The sequence below is a fragment of the Bdellovibrio bacteriovorus genome (assembly GCF_048286975.1).
Classification (GTDB): domain Bacteria; phylum Bdellovibrionota; class Bdellovibrionia; order Bdellovibrionales; family Bdellovibrionaceae; genus Bdellovibrio; species Bdellovibrio bacteriovorus_H.
Genome location: NZ_JBLVRT010000002.1, coordinates 26,146 through 41,199, shown reverse-complemented (window position 1 = coordinate 41,199; position 15,054 = coordinate 26,146). Strand labels below are relative to the sequence as shown.

General features: G+C 50.7%; 14 protein-coding genes. 5 read left to right on the top strand and 9 right to left on the bottom strand.

Going from position 1 to position 15,054, the window contains the following annotated elements; all coding sequences use genetic code 11:
* Positions 1-78: 78 nt before the first annotated feature.
* The 4 genes from ACNQKP_RS08500 to ACNQKP_RS08485 are packed head-to-tail and all read right to left on the bottom strand — an operon-like array spanning position 79 to position 5,264.
* A complete protein-coding gene (locus ACNQKP_RS08500) occupies positions 79-507 on the bottom strand; it encodes a hypothetical protein (protein WP_417864150.1) in 429 nt (142 codons plus the stop codon).
* A gap of 10 nt (positions 508-517) precedes the next feature.
* Positions 518-1,732, bottom strand: coding sequence for a TolC family protein (locus ACNQKP_RS08495; protein ID WP_417864149.1), 1,215 nt, complete (start codon positions 1,730-1,732; stop codon positions 518-520).
* A gap of 11 nt (positions 1,733-1,743) precedes the next feature.
* The gene (locus tag ACNQKP_RS08490; RefSeq protein ID WP_417864148.1) at positions 1,744-2,142 is read right to left on the bottom strand and encodes a hypothetical protein; all 399 of its coding nucleotides are present in this window, start codon (positions 2,140-2,142) and stop codon (positions 1,744-1,746) included.
* The gene (locus tag ACNQKP_RS08485) at positions 2,139-5,264 is read right to left on the bottom strand and encodes an efflux RND transporter permease subunit (RefSeq protein WP_417864147.1); all 3,126 of its coding nucleotides are present in this window, start codon (positions 5,262-5,264) and stop codon (positions 2,139-2,141) included. Before ACNQKP_RS08485 ends, ACNQKP_RS08490 begins: the two co-directional genes overlap by 4 nt.
* A 143-nt stretch (positions 5,265-5,407) precedes the next feature.
* Here ACNQKP_RS08485 and ACNQKP_RS08480 point away from each other — a divergent pair, with 143 nt between their 5' ends.
* Complete coding sequence (locus tag ACNQKP_RS08480) at positions 5,408-5,689, top strand: metal-sensitive transcriptional regulator (protein ID WP_088565064.1); 282 nt, start codon at positions 5,408-5,410, stop codon at positions 5,687-5,689.
* 6 nt (positions 5,690-5,695) lie between these two features.
* On the top strand, positions 5,696-7,870 hold the full coding sequence (locus tag ACNQKP_RS08475; RefSeq protein WP_417864145.1) for a heavy metal translocating P-type ATPase: 2,175 nt from the start codon (positions 5,696-5,698) through the stop codon (positions 7,868-7,870).
* A gap of 13 nt (positions 7,871-7,883) precedes the next feature.
* On the opposite strand, the gene ACNQKP_RS08470 is transcribed toward ACNQKP_RS08475, so the two are convergent.
* From ACNQKP_RS08470 to ACNQKP_RS08460, 3 genes are read right to left on the bottom strand one after another with little or no spacing between them, the layout of a single operon-like run.
* Positions 7,884-9,473 carry a hypothetical protein gene (locus ACNQKP_RS08470; RefSeq protein WP_417864143.1) on the bottom strand — a complete coding sequence of 530 codons (1,590 nt, stop codon included), beginning with the start codon at positions 9,471-9,473 and terminating at the stop codon, positions 7,884-7,886.
* A 43-nt stretch (positions 9,474-9,516) separates the two neighbouring features.
* Positions 9,517-9,864, bottom strand: a complete 348-nt coding sequence (locus tag ACNQKP_RS08465) for a DMT family protein (RefSeq protein ID WP_015091300.1) — start codon at positions 9,862-9,864, stop codon at positions 9,517-9,519.
* Complete coding sequence (locus tag ACNQKP_RS08460) at positions 9,861-11,468, bottom strand: Na/Pi cotransporter family protein (RefSeq protein ID WP_041577687.1); 1,608 nt, start codon at positions 11,466-11,468, stop codon at positions 9,861-9,863. Before ACNQKP_RS08460 ends, ACNQKP_RS08465 begins: the two co-directional genes overlap by 4 nt.
* 149 nt (positions 11,469-11,617) lie before the next feature.
* Here ACNQKP_RS08460 and ACNQKP_RS08455 point away from each other — a divergent pair, with 149 nt between their 5' ends.
* Positions 11,618-12,037 (top strand): (deoxy)nucleoside triphosphate pyrophosphohydrolase, encoded by a 420-nt coding sequence (locus ACNQKP_RS08455; protein WP_417864141.1) that lies wholly within the window; start codon positions 11,618-11,620, stop codon positions 12,035-12,037.
* On the opposite strand, the gene ACNQKP_RS08450 is transcribed toward ACNQKP_RS08455, so the two are convergent.
* Entirely contained in the window at positions 12,022-12,411 is a 390-nt protein-coding gene (locus ACNQKP_RS08450; protein ID WP_417864140.1) for a thiol-disulfide oxidoreductase DCC family protein, read from the bottom strand. The two genes, ACNQKP_RS08455 and ACNQKP_RS08450, sit on opposite strands and share 16 nt — an antisense overlap.
* Positions 12,412-12,490: 79 nt before the next feature.
* Between ACNQKP_RS08450 and ACNQKP_RS08445 the strand changes: the two genes are divergently transcribed.
* The gene (locus ACNQKP_RS08445) at positions 12,491-13,108 is read left to right on the top strand and encodes an LON peptidase substrate-binding domain-containing protein (RefSeq protein WP_417864138.1); all 618 of its coding nucleotides are present in this window, start codon (positions 12,491-12,493) and stop codon (positions 13,106-13,108) included.
* On the opposite strand, the gene ACNQKP_RS08440 is transcribed toward ACNQKP_RS08445, so the two are convergent.
* Positions 13,101-14,009: a COX15/CtaA family protein gene (locus ACNQKP_RS08440; protein WP_417864137.1), complete on the bottom strand. Its 909-nt coding sequence runs from the start codon at positions 14,007-14,009 to the stop codon at positions 13,101-13,103. The genes ACNQKP_RS08445 and ACNQKP_RS08440 overlap by 8 nt on opposite strands.
* An 89-nt stretch (positions 14,010-14,098) precedes the next feature.
* Here ACNQKP_RS08440 and ACNQKP_RS08435 point away from each other — a divergent pair, with 89 nt between their 5' ends.
* The gene (locus ACNQKP_RS08435; protein WP_417864135.1) at positions 14,099-15,031 is read left to right on the top strand and encodes a cation diffusion facilitator family transporter; all 933 of its coding nucleotides are present in this window, start codon (positions 14,099-14,101) and stop codon (positions 15,029-15,031) included.
* Positions 15,032-15,054 lie beyond the last annotated feature (23 nt).

Below are 15,054 nucleotides of genomic sequence, written 5' to 3'. Positions count from 1 at the left end.
GAAAAAGGCCCATCTGACTTCTCCTCCGCCTTGCATCTGGGTCTTTTTGAGCGGCCTAAGTCCCAGCACGTTTTTCGCTTAGTGGTGGTGGGAGTGGTCTTCTTTTTTGGATTCCTTTTTTGATTCTTTGAAGGCTGGTAGCGGCAGTTTGTAAACGGCTTCGTTGCCCACGGCTTTTTCTCTGGTTGCTTGAATAATCAATTTTGTTTTTGCAGGGACTTTTCCATTCGGGATGCAGTGATAATGATCAGAGCCCATCACGGAGCAGGTGTATTTCACCTCTGATTTTTTATTTTTTGCTGTCACCGCTACGGATGAATCTTTGATGGTTGGATTTTCAAAGTTCATATCCAGCAGGTAAACATGAACGCTCTGGTCTTTGTCCACGGTGATTTCTGTGTGAAAGGCGCCGGGCATCTGGATGTGACCGCCGTGAGGGCCCGGTTTGTCTTCGCCGTGGGCCCAGGATAATGCCGGAAGAAGGATGAGGGTTGCTAGTAGTTTCATGTGAGTCTCCTTAGATAGTCAGTTCGTCGAATTTCAGTTTTAGCACGGCAAGTTCTTTTTGCACTTCCAGCAGTCTGGTGCGGTTATCAAAAAGACTGTTCGTGGCGCTGGCCAGATCCGAAGAGTTTTTGACTCCACGGCGATATTCAGACAGCGTCAGGTCGTAATACTTCTGAGTCAGCGTCTGGCGTTTTTCCAGCAGTGTGCGCAGCTGCAATAGTTCCCGGGCTTTGTTGCGCAGGCTGGATACCTGAGTGTCCAGTTGCAGGCGGGTGCCATTTTTTTCAAATCCTTGAGCTTTTTCCATGTCCCTGGCGGCAGCGCTTTTGAAGCGAGTTTCAAGGCCCGAGAAGAATGTCCAGGTCATCAGTACGGACACGCGGGATTCGGTAGCCTCCAATGGATCATCGTACTTCGGAACCAGACGGCCATACTGCGCATTCACATCAATACTTGGAAGGTATGCGCCTTGGGTTTGCTGGCGACGAAGCTGTGTGCTTTCCTCCAGGGCTTGTTGCTTCAGAAGGGTGGGATTGCGCGCAAGATCGGAACTTGTAAAGTCAGACTCGCTCACGCGCGGGAAGGTTTCTTTTGTCGTCAGTTGAACTGCGTCCGTGCTGTTGATCAAAGTCTTGATAGCATCCTTTGAAATCTGCAAATCGGTTTTGTGAGCTTCAATTTCTGCCGACAGCGTGCTTTCTTCAAGATCCAGTTCAATGGCGTCGACATCGGAAGTCAGGCCGGCGTTGATTTTCTTTCGAGCCATAGCGCGCTGATTTTGCAGGAACTGCAGTTTTTCAGAGTCGACGGAAATGAAGTGTGTGTTCAGTAAGGCCTCGTAATAGGCTTCGCCCAGTTCGCGGTGCAGACGGCGGGAGGTGATTTCCAAATCGAAGTCGGCAATGCGGGATTCCTGAGTGGCAAGGCCTTTGTTTTTCCAGTCCTGGCCACCACGATACAGATTCCAGCGTCCGCTTAAATAGCCGACATAGCCATCGTCTTTGTCATGCAAAGTGTTTTCCTTGCCATATCCGGCAGAGGCTGACAGCTCCGGCAGGAAAGGGCTCCATTGGCTCTTGGCCTGATTTTGGCTGGCCTGCTGGCGCGAGATGCTTGCGCGCAACTCGGGATTGTTGCTGACAAGCTGCTGTTGCAGGCTTGTCAGGTTTTGCGCGGTCGCTGAGAGACTGAAGAACAGGGTGGTCAAACCCCATTGCCACTTCATAGGAACTCCTTTTACTTTTCTACCAGGAACTTGAAGGTGTCGGATTTGCCTTCATAGTCGACTTTGATCTCAAGATTCACGCGGTGTGATCCTTGGAAGTCTACAGTCGTATCGAAGGAATTTGCCGTGGGCGCGAATTGCAGAGCCACGGGCTTTCCTTTTGGTGATTTGGCGGTGCCGGTGATTTTGATCTTTTTGTTGTCAACGCTTTCGCCTTCGTGAGCGCGCGGGAAGAACTGAACTTTGTTTTCAATCGCCAGCATTTCCATGTTGAACAATTTTCCTGATTTTGGAATGCCGCCGTGCTGGGCTTTCAGAGTGCCGGGCACATCATGGCCTTCGTGGGCCAGCGCCAACGGTGATAGTGACAGAGATGCCAGAAGGATCAGGCTTTTCAGGGTGCGTTTCATGAAAGGACTCCTTGTTTTTCAGTTTCTTCAATGTGTTTTAATGCGGACTTTTTGCCAAACTTCCAGAAAACCGCCGGAGTCAGGTACATATCCAGCAGTGTACTGCTTAATAGGCCGCCGACAATAACAATGGCGACTGGATGAAGGATCTCGCGGCCCGGTGCTCCTGGAGACAGTGCCAAGGGTAAGAGGCCCAGGATCGCAGTCAGTGCTGTCATCAGAACTGGAACCAGACGCTCCAGTGACCCGCGCACAACCATGTGTTTAGAGAAGTCTTCACCCTCGTGTTTCATAAGATGCAGATAGTGCGAGATCATCATGATGCCGTTACGGGAGGCAATCCCGCATAAAGTGACGAAGGCCACAAGGCTGGCGATACTCAGTGTGCCACCCGTAAGGTAAATCGCGATGATACCGCCGATGAAGGCCATCGGGATATTCAGCATGATCTGAATAGAGATAAAGGTGGACTTAAAGTTGGCATACAGGATCAGGAAGATCGTCAGAATTGAAATTACTCCCAGAACTGACATCATATTGGAGGCCTGCTGCTGACTTTCGAATTGCCCGCCATAGACGACATAGTAGCCCGCTGGCATTTCAACCTTCGCTTCGATGTTTTTTCTGATGTCAGCGACGATGGCATCCAGGCTGCGGTCTGTTGAGTTCGCCTGAACGACAATGCGTCTTTGGGCGTTTTCGCGCTGAATGATGTTGGGACCTGTGGACTCGTACACGTCAGCGACTTTTTCAACGGTGATGCGGCTTCCGTCCGGCATGATTTTTACCGGTGTGCGTTTGATCAGCTCAAGGTCCGTTCGGGACTTGTCATCAAAGCGCATGAATACATCAACAGTTTTGTGTCCTTCCAGAATCTGACCCACCACTTCGCCCTGCAGAGCTTTTTCCAGCAGTTGTGCCAGGTCACCGACGGTGATTCCATAGCGGGCGGCTTCTTCTCGAAGAAGATGGATTTTAACCTGTGGAATCAGAACCTGTTGTTCCACCTGAAGGTCGACCAGTCCGGGTACATCTTTGATGGCCTGATATACTTCGGCGCCTTTGGCGCGCAACGTGGAAAGCTCAGGTCCGAAGACCTTGATGGCGATCTGGGCACGCACGCCTGAAAGCAGGTGATCCAGACGGTGGGAAATTGGTTGTCCCACATTCACACCCACGTTCGGGATTGCTTCCAGATTTTTGCGCAGTTCTTCCAAAACCACCTCGCGAGGGCGGCCTTCTTCTTTGAAATCAACTTCAACTTCGGAGGTGTTCACGCCTTCAGCGTGCTCATCCAGTTCCGCACGTCCTGTGCGACGGGATACTGTGACGACTTCCGGGGTTTTCAGGATGATCAACTCTGCTTGTGCTCCGATTTTGTTGGACTCTTCCAGTGAAATGCCCGGAGGTGCCACCACGCTGATCATCGCGGAGCCTTCATTAAAGTGCGGCAGGAAGTCGCGACCCACAACAAAAGACAAGGCGATGGATCCGGCAAACAAAAGGCCAGAGAACCACAGAACAGGCTTCGGGTTGTCCAGGGTTTTATTCAGCAGTCTTTCCTGATGTTTCTTCATCCAGCGCACCAGAGCGCTGTCTTTGTGTTCAAGCAGCTCGCCCTTGGACAGGAAGTAAGAGCACAGGGCCGGGGTTACGGTCAAAGAAACCACCATCGACGCCAGTAAAGAAACGATGTAAGAGATACCCAGTGGAACGAACAGACGTCCTTCGATGCCACCCATACTGAATAGTGGCACAAACACCAGAACCACAATCAAAGTCGCAATCACGATAGAGTTACGAACCTCGGAAGAGGCTTCATAAATCACAACCAGTGAATTGCGCGGATTTGCCAAAAGTTTGTTTTCGCGCAGGCGGCGATAGACGTTTTCGACATCCACGATGGCATCATCCACCAGTTCCCCGATGGCAATCGCCAAGCCTCCAAGGGTCATGGTGTTGACTGAAAGTCCAAAAAATTTAAACACAATCGCCGTCAATACAAAGGACAGTGGGATTGCGGTCATGGTGATCGCAGTGGTGCGGAAATTCATGAGGAACAGGAACAGAACGATAAAGACCAGGAAGACCCCGTCGCGCAGGGCCATCTTTACGTTATCAATGGCTGTTTCAATGAACAGGGACTGTTTGAACAGGTTGGGTTGAAGCTCAACGCCGGCCGGGAGGGTGGTGGCGAACTGTTTCAAAGCCTCATCGATCTTTTCTGTCAGCTCCAGAGTGTTGGCTCCGGGTTGCTTTTGAATGGACAGAATCACGCCGGGTTTGCCGTTGATGCTGCCGTCACCACGCTTGGTCTGTGGACCCTCAACAACATCAGCGATTTCTTTGACCAGAACCGGGCGCCCCAGGTGCATGCCCACGACGGAGTTCATGATCTCTTCTTTTTCCTTAACAGCGCCGATGTTGCGGATCAGGAACTCCTGTCCGTTCAGGTCAATGAAACCTCCGGTTGAATTCTGGGACACATCCGACAGGTTGTGTTCAACCTCGTCCATCGTCAGTTGCAGCTTTTGCAGCTTTTCTGCCGAAATCAGAATCTGATACTGGCGAACGCCTCCACCAATGGAGATGACCTGAGACACACCCGGGATGCTCATCAGACGGGGGCGCAGAGTCCAGTCTGCCAGTGTGCGCAGATCCATTCCTGAGACTTTATTGTCCGGAGAGCTTAAGCCGACAAACTGGATTTCTCCCATGATGGAGGAAATTGGTCCCAGAGTCGGGGAGATGTTTTTGGGAAGCTTCTCTTTGGCCAGGGCGATTTTTTCCTGCACCATCTGGCGGTTTCTATAGATATCCGTGTCCCAGCCGAATTCGACGTAGATCACACTTAAACCCACGCCCGAAGACGACCGAACCCGCTCTACGCCCGGCAGGCCATTCAGGGCTGTTTCCAGCGGGAAGGTCACCAGGGTTTCGACCTCTTCCGGGGCCAGACCATGGGCTTCGGTCATAATGTTAACTGTTGGGCGATTCAGATCTGGAAAAACATCCACAGGCAGGTGCACCAGGGCCCAGCCTCCATAGGCCACCATTAAAGCAGCGACTGCAATCACAATGAGACGATGAGTCAGTGAGTATTTAATAATTCTATCAAGCATAGGTCTACTTTAATGCCTCCGCACACCCTACTAGGAGGGGGTATCCAGCCTTGTGACAATCCGAGGAAAAATATTTTTCTTCAAGGCCTCTTGAAATACATACCCCAGGGGGGTATATACTGGAACTGAAATCGAGGTGTGTCATGAAAAAAGAATCCGGTCAGCATCCCGACCACAGTGGTCATTTAAAGCGTCTCAACCGTGTCCGCGGTCAGTTGGATGGCATTCAGAACATGATCGAAGAACGTCGCTATTGTCCTGATATTGTGTTTCAGATCCGTGCGGCCGCAAAAGCGCTGCAGGCGATGGAAAATGAGATTATGAGGACCCATGTCCACGGTTGCGTGAAGACCGCGATCAAATCCAAGGACGAAAAAGAAATCTCCAAAAAAATCGACGAGATCATGAATCTCGTCAGTAAGTAGGTCGTTATGGAAACACAAAACAACAGTGCCGAGTTGCAACTCATTGGCATGTCCTGTGTGAATTGTGCAGGCAAGATTGAAAAGACATTAAATGGTTTGCCAGGTGTGACGGCAACGGTGAACTTTGCCACAGAAAAAGCCCAGGTGAATCTGGGGGACAGTCCCCTGACAGTTGAAAACCTGATTAAAACCATCCAGGAGCTGGGGTATCAGGCTTTTGAAGTGAATTCCGAAGTCGATGCCCAAAAGCTGAAAGAGGAAGCTGCGGCTGAATACCGCAAAGAGCTGCGTCTTTTTATTATCTCAGCAATTCTGACGGCGCCATTTCTGGTTGAGATGGCCGTGATGCTGAGCGGGGTGGGGCATGAGATGATTCCGCGCTGGGTGCAGTGGATTCTGGCGACGCCGGTTCAGTTCTGGGTCGGTTGGAGATTCTATCGTGGATCTTACTACGCCTTGAAATCGGGCAGTGCCAATATGGATGTACTGGTGGCCTTGGGGACAACGATGGCTTATGGCTTGAGTGCGGTGATGACGGCCATGAGCTGGCATCATCATCACGTTTATTTCGAGGCCAGCACTGCGGTCATTACCCTTATTCTGCTGGGTAAGTTGATGGAAAGCCGCGCGAAGGGAAAAACCTCGGAAGCGGTGGAAGGCCTGCTGCGCCTGCAGCCGAAAAAGGCCATGGTGGAAAGAAACGGCGAAGTTGTTTCTTTGGACGTCAGCGAACTGGTGGCTGGTGACATCGTGGTGGTGAAAAACGGCGAATCCATTCCTGTGGATGGTTTGGTTGTGCAGGGACTTTCGACTGTGGATGAGTCGATGCTGACCGGCGAAAGTATGCCGGTGCAAAAGGCTGTCGATGATCACGTTTATGCAGCGACCCTGAATCAGGATGGCAGTCTGCGCATTAAAGCCACGGGTGTGGGCAGTAAGACTCAGTTGGCGCAAATCATTAAAATAGTGACGACCGCTCAAGGCTCGAAGGCTCCTATTCAGCGTCTTGCTGATAAGATTTCAGCGGTCTTTGTTCCAGTGGTCGTTGTTATCAGCGTGCTGACATTCTTTGGGACCTGGCTGTGGACCGGGGATTTGACGATGGCGTTTATTTCATCCGTTTCGGTCCTGGTTATTGCCTGTCCGTGTGCTTTGGGTTTGGCCACACCGACCGCCGTGGTTGTGGGCATCGGCAAAGGCGCTCAGGCTGGGGTTTTATTCCGCGATGCCAAAGCCTTGGAGCTGGCCGAAAAAATTGATGTTCTGGTCTTGGACAAAACCGGCACCATTACAGAAGGAAAGCCCGTAGTAACGGAAATTCATGTGACTTCCGGTCAGGACAAAAAAGAAGTTCTGACCTTTGCGGCAAGCCTTGAGGCGGGATCGTCGCATCCTTTGGCTTACGCTATTTTGGAAGAGGCAAAAAAAGAGGGATTGCCCCTGGTTCATGTTGAAAATTTTCAAAGCGTGATGGGGCAGGGTGTGGAAGGCCGTATTCAGGGCCGTTCACTGAAGCTGGGTAAGAGTGCCTGGGTGGCTCCGGAGTTTTCCTTGAATCAGGAGCTTTTAAAGAATCTTGAATCCAAAGGTCAGACTTTGATGGTGCTCGCGGATGACGCTCGTGTCCTGGGTTATATCGCCGTTGCAGACCGTATCCGTGAAAGCTCGAAAGAGGCTATCGCCGAAATTCAAAAGCGCGGTGTGAAAGTCATGATGCTTACCGGGGATAACGAAGGCACTGCCAAAGAAATCTCCCGTCAGGCTGGAATCACTGAATACAAACACAGTGTGAAGCCCGCCGACAAAGCCAATGTCATCGTGACGCTGAAGCGTAAAAAACTGCGTGTGGCGATGGTGGGCGACGGTATCAATGATGCTCCTGCATTGGCGATGGCTGATGTGAGTTTTTCAATGTCTTCTGGAACCGATATTGCGATTGAAACGGCGGACGTGACTTTGATGAAAAACGATCTGAAGTCCGTGGCTCAGGCCATTGAGCTGTCACATCTGACATTAAAGAAAATCCGTCAGAATTTATTCTTCGCCTTTATCTATAACGTCCTGGGGATCCCTCTGGCAGCCTTGGGAATGTTAAACCCCGTCATCGCAGGTGCCGCCATGGCGATGAGCTCAGTTTCAGTAGTAAGTAATTCGCTGCTGCTGAAAAGAAAGAAGATTTAAAAGAACCAGGCACTTATTTTTCTTTGGTTTTGATGTAGGCTTCGCGCAGCCAGAGGCGGATGTGTTTTAGGTAGTAGTCTTTCATGCCGAAGAAGACGAAGTGGTTCAGGAAGTAGTTTCCGCCGCCTTTGTCTTTTTCGGTGTAGTTGACAGTTCCGATGATTTCCGGAGTCTCCAGTTCTTCCGGACGCCATAAAACGAATTCCCGGAAGGCGCCGATGCTGATCTCGCGATAGTACTTCATGATCAGACCTGCTTCGGAAATCTGGGTGATTTCCACGGGGTTTGCGACTTTCAGGGCACTGTTGTCCTTGTGGCTGGCAATGGTGGTTTCAGTTTTATTCACAAGTGAAGTGCGGGTCTTTAATAGCTTTTTAAAGATATAGGTCTTATCCAGCGGCGTGAAGTAGATGTCCTTCACCCAAGAGGACATGGTTTTAACCTCTTCCACAGTCATGCGCTTGCGCGAGATCATGTAAAGATCCGGCGCTTCATTGAACTCCAGATTATAGATCTTGCTGCGGTCTTTCAGATACTGCTGGAGCTGTTCCCATTTTTTCTGTTTCTCGATTTCAAAATCCGCGTAGTTCACAAAGATCATGTCAAACTGCGCCGGAATTTCCTGGCGATTCGGAGTTTCTTTGTTTGCCAGGTCTGAAAGCAGTTGTCCGTAGTTGGAATAGGTGAAGACTTCGGTGTTTTCGAAGCGTTCCGACAGGAACGTTTTCATTTCGATGGCCAGCGGCACATCCTCGTCCAGCAGCAGGATTCGGGTGTGATTTCCCAGTTTGTTTTTTACATTTTCCAGGAGGTGGGTTTTGTCAGTCAGGATATTTTTACGAATCTGGCTTAGTTGCTGGTTGTCGGCACCCAGGAACAGGAATTCGCACAGAAACTCTTTAGGAGAGAGCTCTTTGCATGAGTGGCAGTAGGCCAGCAGTGATCGCTTGTTGTCTGTGGTAAAGGATTCGCTATAGTACTTGGTCAGCGCTCCGATGCGGATTTCATGGTTGTTCACAGTTGCAAAGCCGATTTCATTAATACTGTGCAGTTCAACTTCTTTCAGCATCTCAATTGTTGAGCTGATCTGCATTGACGCCACGGCGGTTGAGCTGACCGGGTGATGGCCGGACAGGGCGAACTCCAGATGCTGGCGCAGAATAAGTTTGTCGAAGGGTTTGAAGATCACATTGTTGATGATGCGCTCTTCGGCCAGCGAAATATCAAAATCCGGGCTGTCAAAGGCGGTGATGATCAATGCCGTCGGTTCCTGGGTTGAACACATTTTCTTGCGCAGGAAGAAGTCGCGGGCCCGTTTGATCAGACCCATGTTTTGCACGCCCAGGAATTCGTTTTTGGCGATCACCAGCCGCAGTTCGTGGGTGCTTGCCGGTGTCACATCCGGAGACGTGTCGTCAGCATGGCGGCGACCACCGATGGCCAGTGCTTTTGGTCCCTCAGTAACGGAAATTTTCAGCCATTCGTGGAATTCTGCCAGGTTCAGGAAAAAGCGAATAGAAAGCCCGGAATCTATATTTTTTAAGGTCTCAAATAGATCCTTCTGAATGCGTTCATCATCTTCCAGGACATAAATGAACTTCATACTTTAATCGTATCCTAAAATGAGGCAAATGCGTGATTTATTTCTAAGGGGTGCGGAAAATGAAATAAACCGCCCCCACAAGGCATAAACCCGCCCAGAGGAAGTCCAGTTTCAGGGACTGTTTCATATAGAGAACCGAAAACCCCGCAAAGACCACCATCGTGATGACTTCCTGGATGATCTTAAGCTGCGGCAAGGAATAGTGGTCTGATCCAAGGCGGTTGGCCGGAACCTGAAACACGTACTCGAAAAAGGCCACGCCCCAGCTGATCAGAATCACCAGCCACAAAGCTGAAGATTTCAACGACTTCAAATGCCCGTACCAGGCAAATGTCATAAAGATATTGGAAATGATCAGCAGGCCGATCGGGGCAAGGGCATTATTCATCATGACTGGGACCTTTGATTGTAAGCATGGTTGCACAGAAGACTTGCGATACGACGGTATTCACTTAGCAGATCCAAGTGGATCGAACTGGTGTTGATTGAAGTGTTTAGACCTCTGTTCAAACGGCTGATGTGGTTTTCACGCAAAGAGATCTCGGTTTTGGCCAGATCACGTTTCAGCTGGATAGCGGCTTCGGCCAGTTCCTTGTTCTGATAGGCATTGATGGCCATGGACGCCACTTTCACCACTTGTTCGTGCATCTGGCGAATTTCGGCCCAGCCCTCGTCAGAGAACTCAAGTTTCAGTGCGTTCTTTTTGATCGCCAATGCCAGGATGTTGATGTCGATGGCGTCAGCGGCGCGCTCGACGTCACTGAGGAACATGATCATGTTCATGACGTTTTGGTGCACCACTGTGGTGGATTTATTCGCGTGATCCAGAAGGAACATCTTGGTTTCGCGGTACAGGAAGTCGACTTTATTATCGCGGTCTTTGATGGAATCAAAGTCCTTCGGGTCATTCGTTTCAAACAGACGAATGGAGTCCTTGATCATGCCCAGAACGATGTCCGCCGTGCGCATGATTTCGCGGTTGGCATAAGATATCGCCAAAGCGGAGCTCTGGTAGTTGTTCATGTTCACGAACTCAGTGCCAAATTCTTCAGACGCCGCTTTCGGGAACATTTTTTCAATCAGCTCGGCACCCTTGTTGATGAATGGGAAGAAGATGATTGAAGACAATACGTTGAAGATCAAGTGCGCATTGGCGATGGAGCGGGTCTGAGTGGTGTCGAACGTCATCAGGAAGTCGATAAAGATCTGCGTGAACGGGTAGAAGATCACCACGCTTAAAGTTTTATAGAAGAAGTGCGCCCAGGCCACTTGACGGCCGATATAGTTGCCGCCAGCTGCTGCAATCAGAGCCACGGAAGTGGTTCCGATGTTGGCACCATACACCCACAACATCGCATCGTAGAAGGTGATCGCTTTGACGGTTGCCAAACTCATCGCCAGACCAATCGTCACAGCCGAGCTTTGTACGAAGGCGCAGAACACGACTGAGATCAGCAGTGAATAACCCGGATTGTCACGCAGACTTTGGAAGACCTCCGTCAACATTGGATTTTCAGCAAAGTGGTGGGAGGAAATCGAGATCAGCTTCATCCCGAAGAACAGCAGGCCGAAGCCCATGAAGACCAGGGAAAGGTTCTTGAAGACTGTTTTCTTGGCTTTGAAATAGAAAGCAAAGGCAATCGTGAACACCGGCAGTGCATACTGGGTCAGATCCAAAGAGATCAGCTGAACCGTCAGCGTGGTGCCGATGGCGGTGCCGATGATCACACCCATCACCTGGCGCAGGTTGACCACGCGGGCCGATCCCAATCCCACCAGCATGGAGGTTACCGCCCCCGAGCTTTGCATCAGGGTCGTTAGAACCACCCCGGTCAGGATGGCCAGAAATTTACTTTGCGAAAGATGATTTAAAAGGCCGGTGATTTTTCCGGCCATCAGTTTCTCCAAAGAGCTGGAGGCCATGCTCATCCCGTAAAGGAAGAGTGCCACCCCGCTGACGAGGAGAATGAAGTACGAGTTGCCCGAGTCGATCATGATGCGTGTTCCCTCAAAACCTTGATGTTATCAAGGGGCTTCATATTTAGGAAGCACCAATACTGTGCGTGAATCTTTCTTAGAGTAAAACAAATCCTTATAAAACTCAAAAACCGCTTATATACTTTAGTCTTACAGAAGGAAATCTCATGACCAAGCTGCCGGTATTAGTCGTCGCCGCCGTGATTCAAAGACAAGAAGACCCCGAGGGGCGCATTCTTGTGGTTCGCCGTGGTCCCGAACAGTCCGGGGCGGGTTTTTGGGAGTTCCCGGGTGGCAAGGTGGAGGCCGGAGAGGCCCCCGAGCAGGCTTTGGTCCGCGAGATAACGGAGGAGCTGGCTTTGGATATCCGGGTGCATGAGCTGATTGGTGAGGAGGATTTTTCTTATCCGTCCAAGACCATCCGTCTAAGAGTGTACTGGGCATCAGTGAGAGGTGGAGAGGATTTGGTATTGACCGAACATGATGCCTTCAAGTGGCAGCGGCCTGAGGAAATTGATGTGATGTCCCTGTCGGCGGCGGATCGCCCGTTTGTTGAGAAAATTCTGAACGCTTACGGCAAGAGGTAAGCGCGTTCAGCCGGGGTGGGAAGGCGACAAAACTCGCGTTCGCCAAACCACGAGTAACGGTTTTTTGCGATGAGTTTGTAAAGTGCATCACGCAAAGGTCCGGGGATGATCCAGGCCAGGCCAAACAGTTTGTAGGCTCCACCCAGGCCAGTGAGGATCTTCAGAATGGCAGCGGAGCGGTAATAAAGTTTACCTGACTCAAAGTAAATCACTGTATCAAGATTGGTCCGGTCCTGAGCACTCAGAACCTCTTCCGCGGTCGTTCCTTGCAAAGGTGCAAAGAGGTAAGTGTGGTTTTTGTCCTTGCTGATCACAGCATCGACAAAACCATTGCAAAGGTGGCAGACGCCATCAAAAAAGACCACATTTCGCATTGATATATCCACCTTTTCCATAGCAATTACAGGCTACAGTCCTTATAATCAAAGTTCAAGCAAGAGGAGTCGTGTTCGCATGGAAGTCTTTCTTTTTCCTCTAGTCAATGTGACCTTGTTCCCAAGGACAACCAAGCCTCTGAATATTTTTGAGCCCCGCTATCTTTCCATGATCAAGGAAGCTGTGGAAACCCAGACCCCGATTGCCGTGGGATTCATCGAGGATCCTGCGAAGGTCACTCCCGTGCGTCCAGGGGAGGTTGTTCCCTTTGTGCGTGAGGTGGCCGGATACGGATATGCTCAGATTATTGAAGAGCGCCTGAACGGGACCCTTTTGGTCTTTATTCAGGGGCAGGGCAAGTTACGTCTGGGCAAGGTCCTGGATCGTGGAACTCCGTATATGGTTTGTGAGGGGCAGATCATCCCCGAGAAAACCGTGCTTGAGCCCGGCCTAAGGTTGGAGCTGAATTCCCTGCATAAGATTCTGACCCGTTGGATCCAGACGCACATTCCGGATCCGGCTCAGAGGGATATTTTCATGAGAAATCTCACCCACCCGGAAGAGATCGTGGGGAGTTTTGCATCCTATCTGGTGCGCGATTACGATTTGCAGCAGATGGTTTTGGAATACGATGACATCAACGAGAAGGTGCATTTCCTGCACCGTCTGATGGAGTCGAACGAGCTGACTACGTAAGCTTGTTGCTGCGGATGAAGAACACCCATTGCAGCAACACCACCCAGATCGTGTGAGCCAGTGCCAGGTGCACGATTTTCATCCATACCGGCGCATGCAAAAGCAGCGTCGCGATTCCGAATAAAATACCCGCAATCAAAAGCACACTCATTTGCACGGAGCGTTTTTGCACCAGCAGGGATTCCGTTGTCTGAGCCTTCAGCCAGAAGAACAGCGCAAGACTGCCGCCGCCCAGCAGAGCCAGTACGGGGTGGAAGCCGCGAAGTCGAACCAGGAAGTGGGACTCACTGGAAAAATCATCCAACAATCCCTGCAGCAAATTGTCAGTCGGAAACAGGGAATTGGAAAGTGAAGCCCAGGCTCCGGTGATACCGATGATCACGATCACCCAGGGCATCAGCCGATAACGACGGTCTTGAGTTGTTGGAACTCGCAGGTCTTCAGTTAGCAGGGCTGCTGCATAGGTCAGTGCCACAGATCCGGTCAGCAGGAAGGAATTGATCTGGTGCAAAGCCATGATGAAAGCGCGATAAGGTGTGTCGTTCGTGGTTACCAGTCCGAACAGAACCAGCTTTGCTCCCAGCAGCGCTTCAGAGATGGTGAAGATCAAAGTCGCCAGAGCCGCTTTGCGGGCATAGTGACCTTTAGGGTAAAGCCTGCGCGATACCCACCAGAAATAAATCACCACAAGGCCATAGATGCCAGACATCAGGCGGTGGCCGTATTCAACCCACGTTTTACCGCGTTCGGCTTCAGGGATCAATTGCCCGTGGCAAAGAGGCCAGGTGTCGCCGCAGCCATCGCCAGAATGAGAAATCCTTACCCATGCCCCCCAAAGGATGACAAGAAGGGTGTAAACGAGCAGGCCAAATGCAAATTGCTTGTATTGAGAGCGTTTCATAGTGACTTTTCAACTATCACGACCGTTTCGGGGGGTCAATTCAAGGCTGTTCGATTGACTTCCAATCCCAGAAAAGCGTTAAATGAGCTATGTCTGAATCCAAGCATGCTCATCATCACCATTCTCATTCTCACGGACACCATCATCATCATTCCCACGGCGCGGTTGTCGGGCGTATGACCTTTGCGCTGGTGCTGAATCTGACCTTTGCGGTGATTGAGCTTATCGGGGGGCTTTGGACGAACTCTGTGGCGATCTTGTCGGATGCGCTTCATGATTTCGGCGATGCCATCGCGATGCTTTTGGCGATCATTCTGGAAAAAGTGTCGCACAAACAAAGTGATGGCAGGTTTTCCTATGGCTATCGACGTTTCTCCACCCTTGGGGCGGTGATCACCGGTTTGATTTTGGTATTGGGTTCGATCTTTATTTTGGTAGAGGCCGTGCCGCGGTTGTTTGCTCCGCAGCAGCCGCATGCAGATGGTATGATCCTGTTGGCGTTTCTGGGTGTGGCGGTGAATGGTTTTGCTGCTTACCGTGTGTCCAAGGGTGAATCTCTGAATGAAAAAATGCTGATGTGGCACATGATCGAAGATGTGCTGGGTTGGGTGATGGTTCTGGTCGGCGCTTTGGTTATGAAATTTTTTGATGTGCCGCAATTGGATGCGGGCATGGCGATCGCGCTGGCTTTGTGGATTCTTTACAACGTGGTTCGCAATCTGCGCGAGGCATTGAAGGTGTTTTTGATGGCATCACCAAGTCATATTCAGGTGCTGGATGTTGAAAAAGCCATTTTGGAAGTGGATCAGGTGGTGGGTGTGCACCATGCGCACCTGTGGTCCCTGGATGGCGAAAATCACATCTTCACCGGGCATATTGTCGTGGCCAGCGGAGCCAGCGCTGCAGATATTGAAAAGATCAAAAATCAGGTCAAAAAACGAGTGCGTGATTTTGGCATTGTCGAAGCCACCATCGAAACGGAAACTGACGGCACTCACTGCGCGGATCCGGAACACCATTAAGACTGTTTACAAATGATACGTTA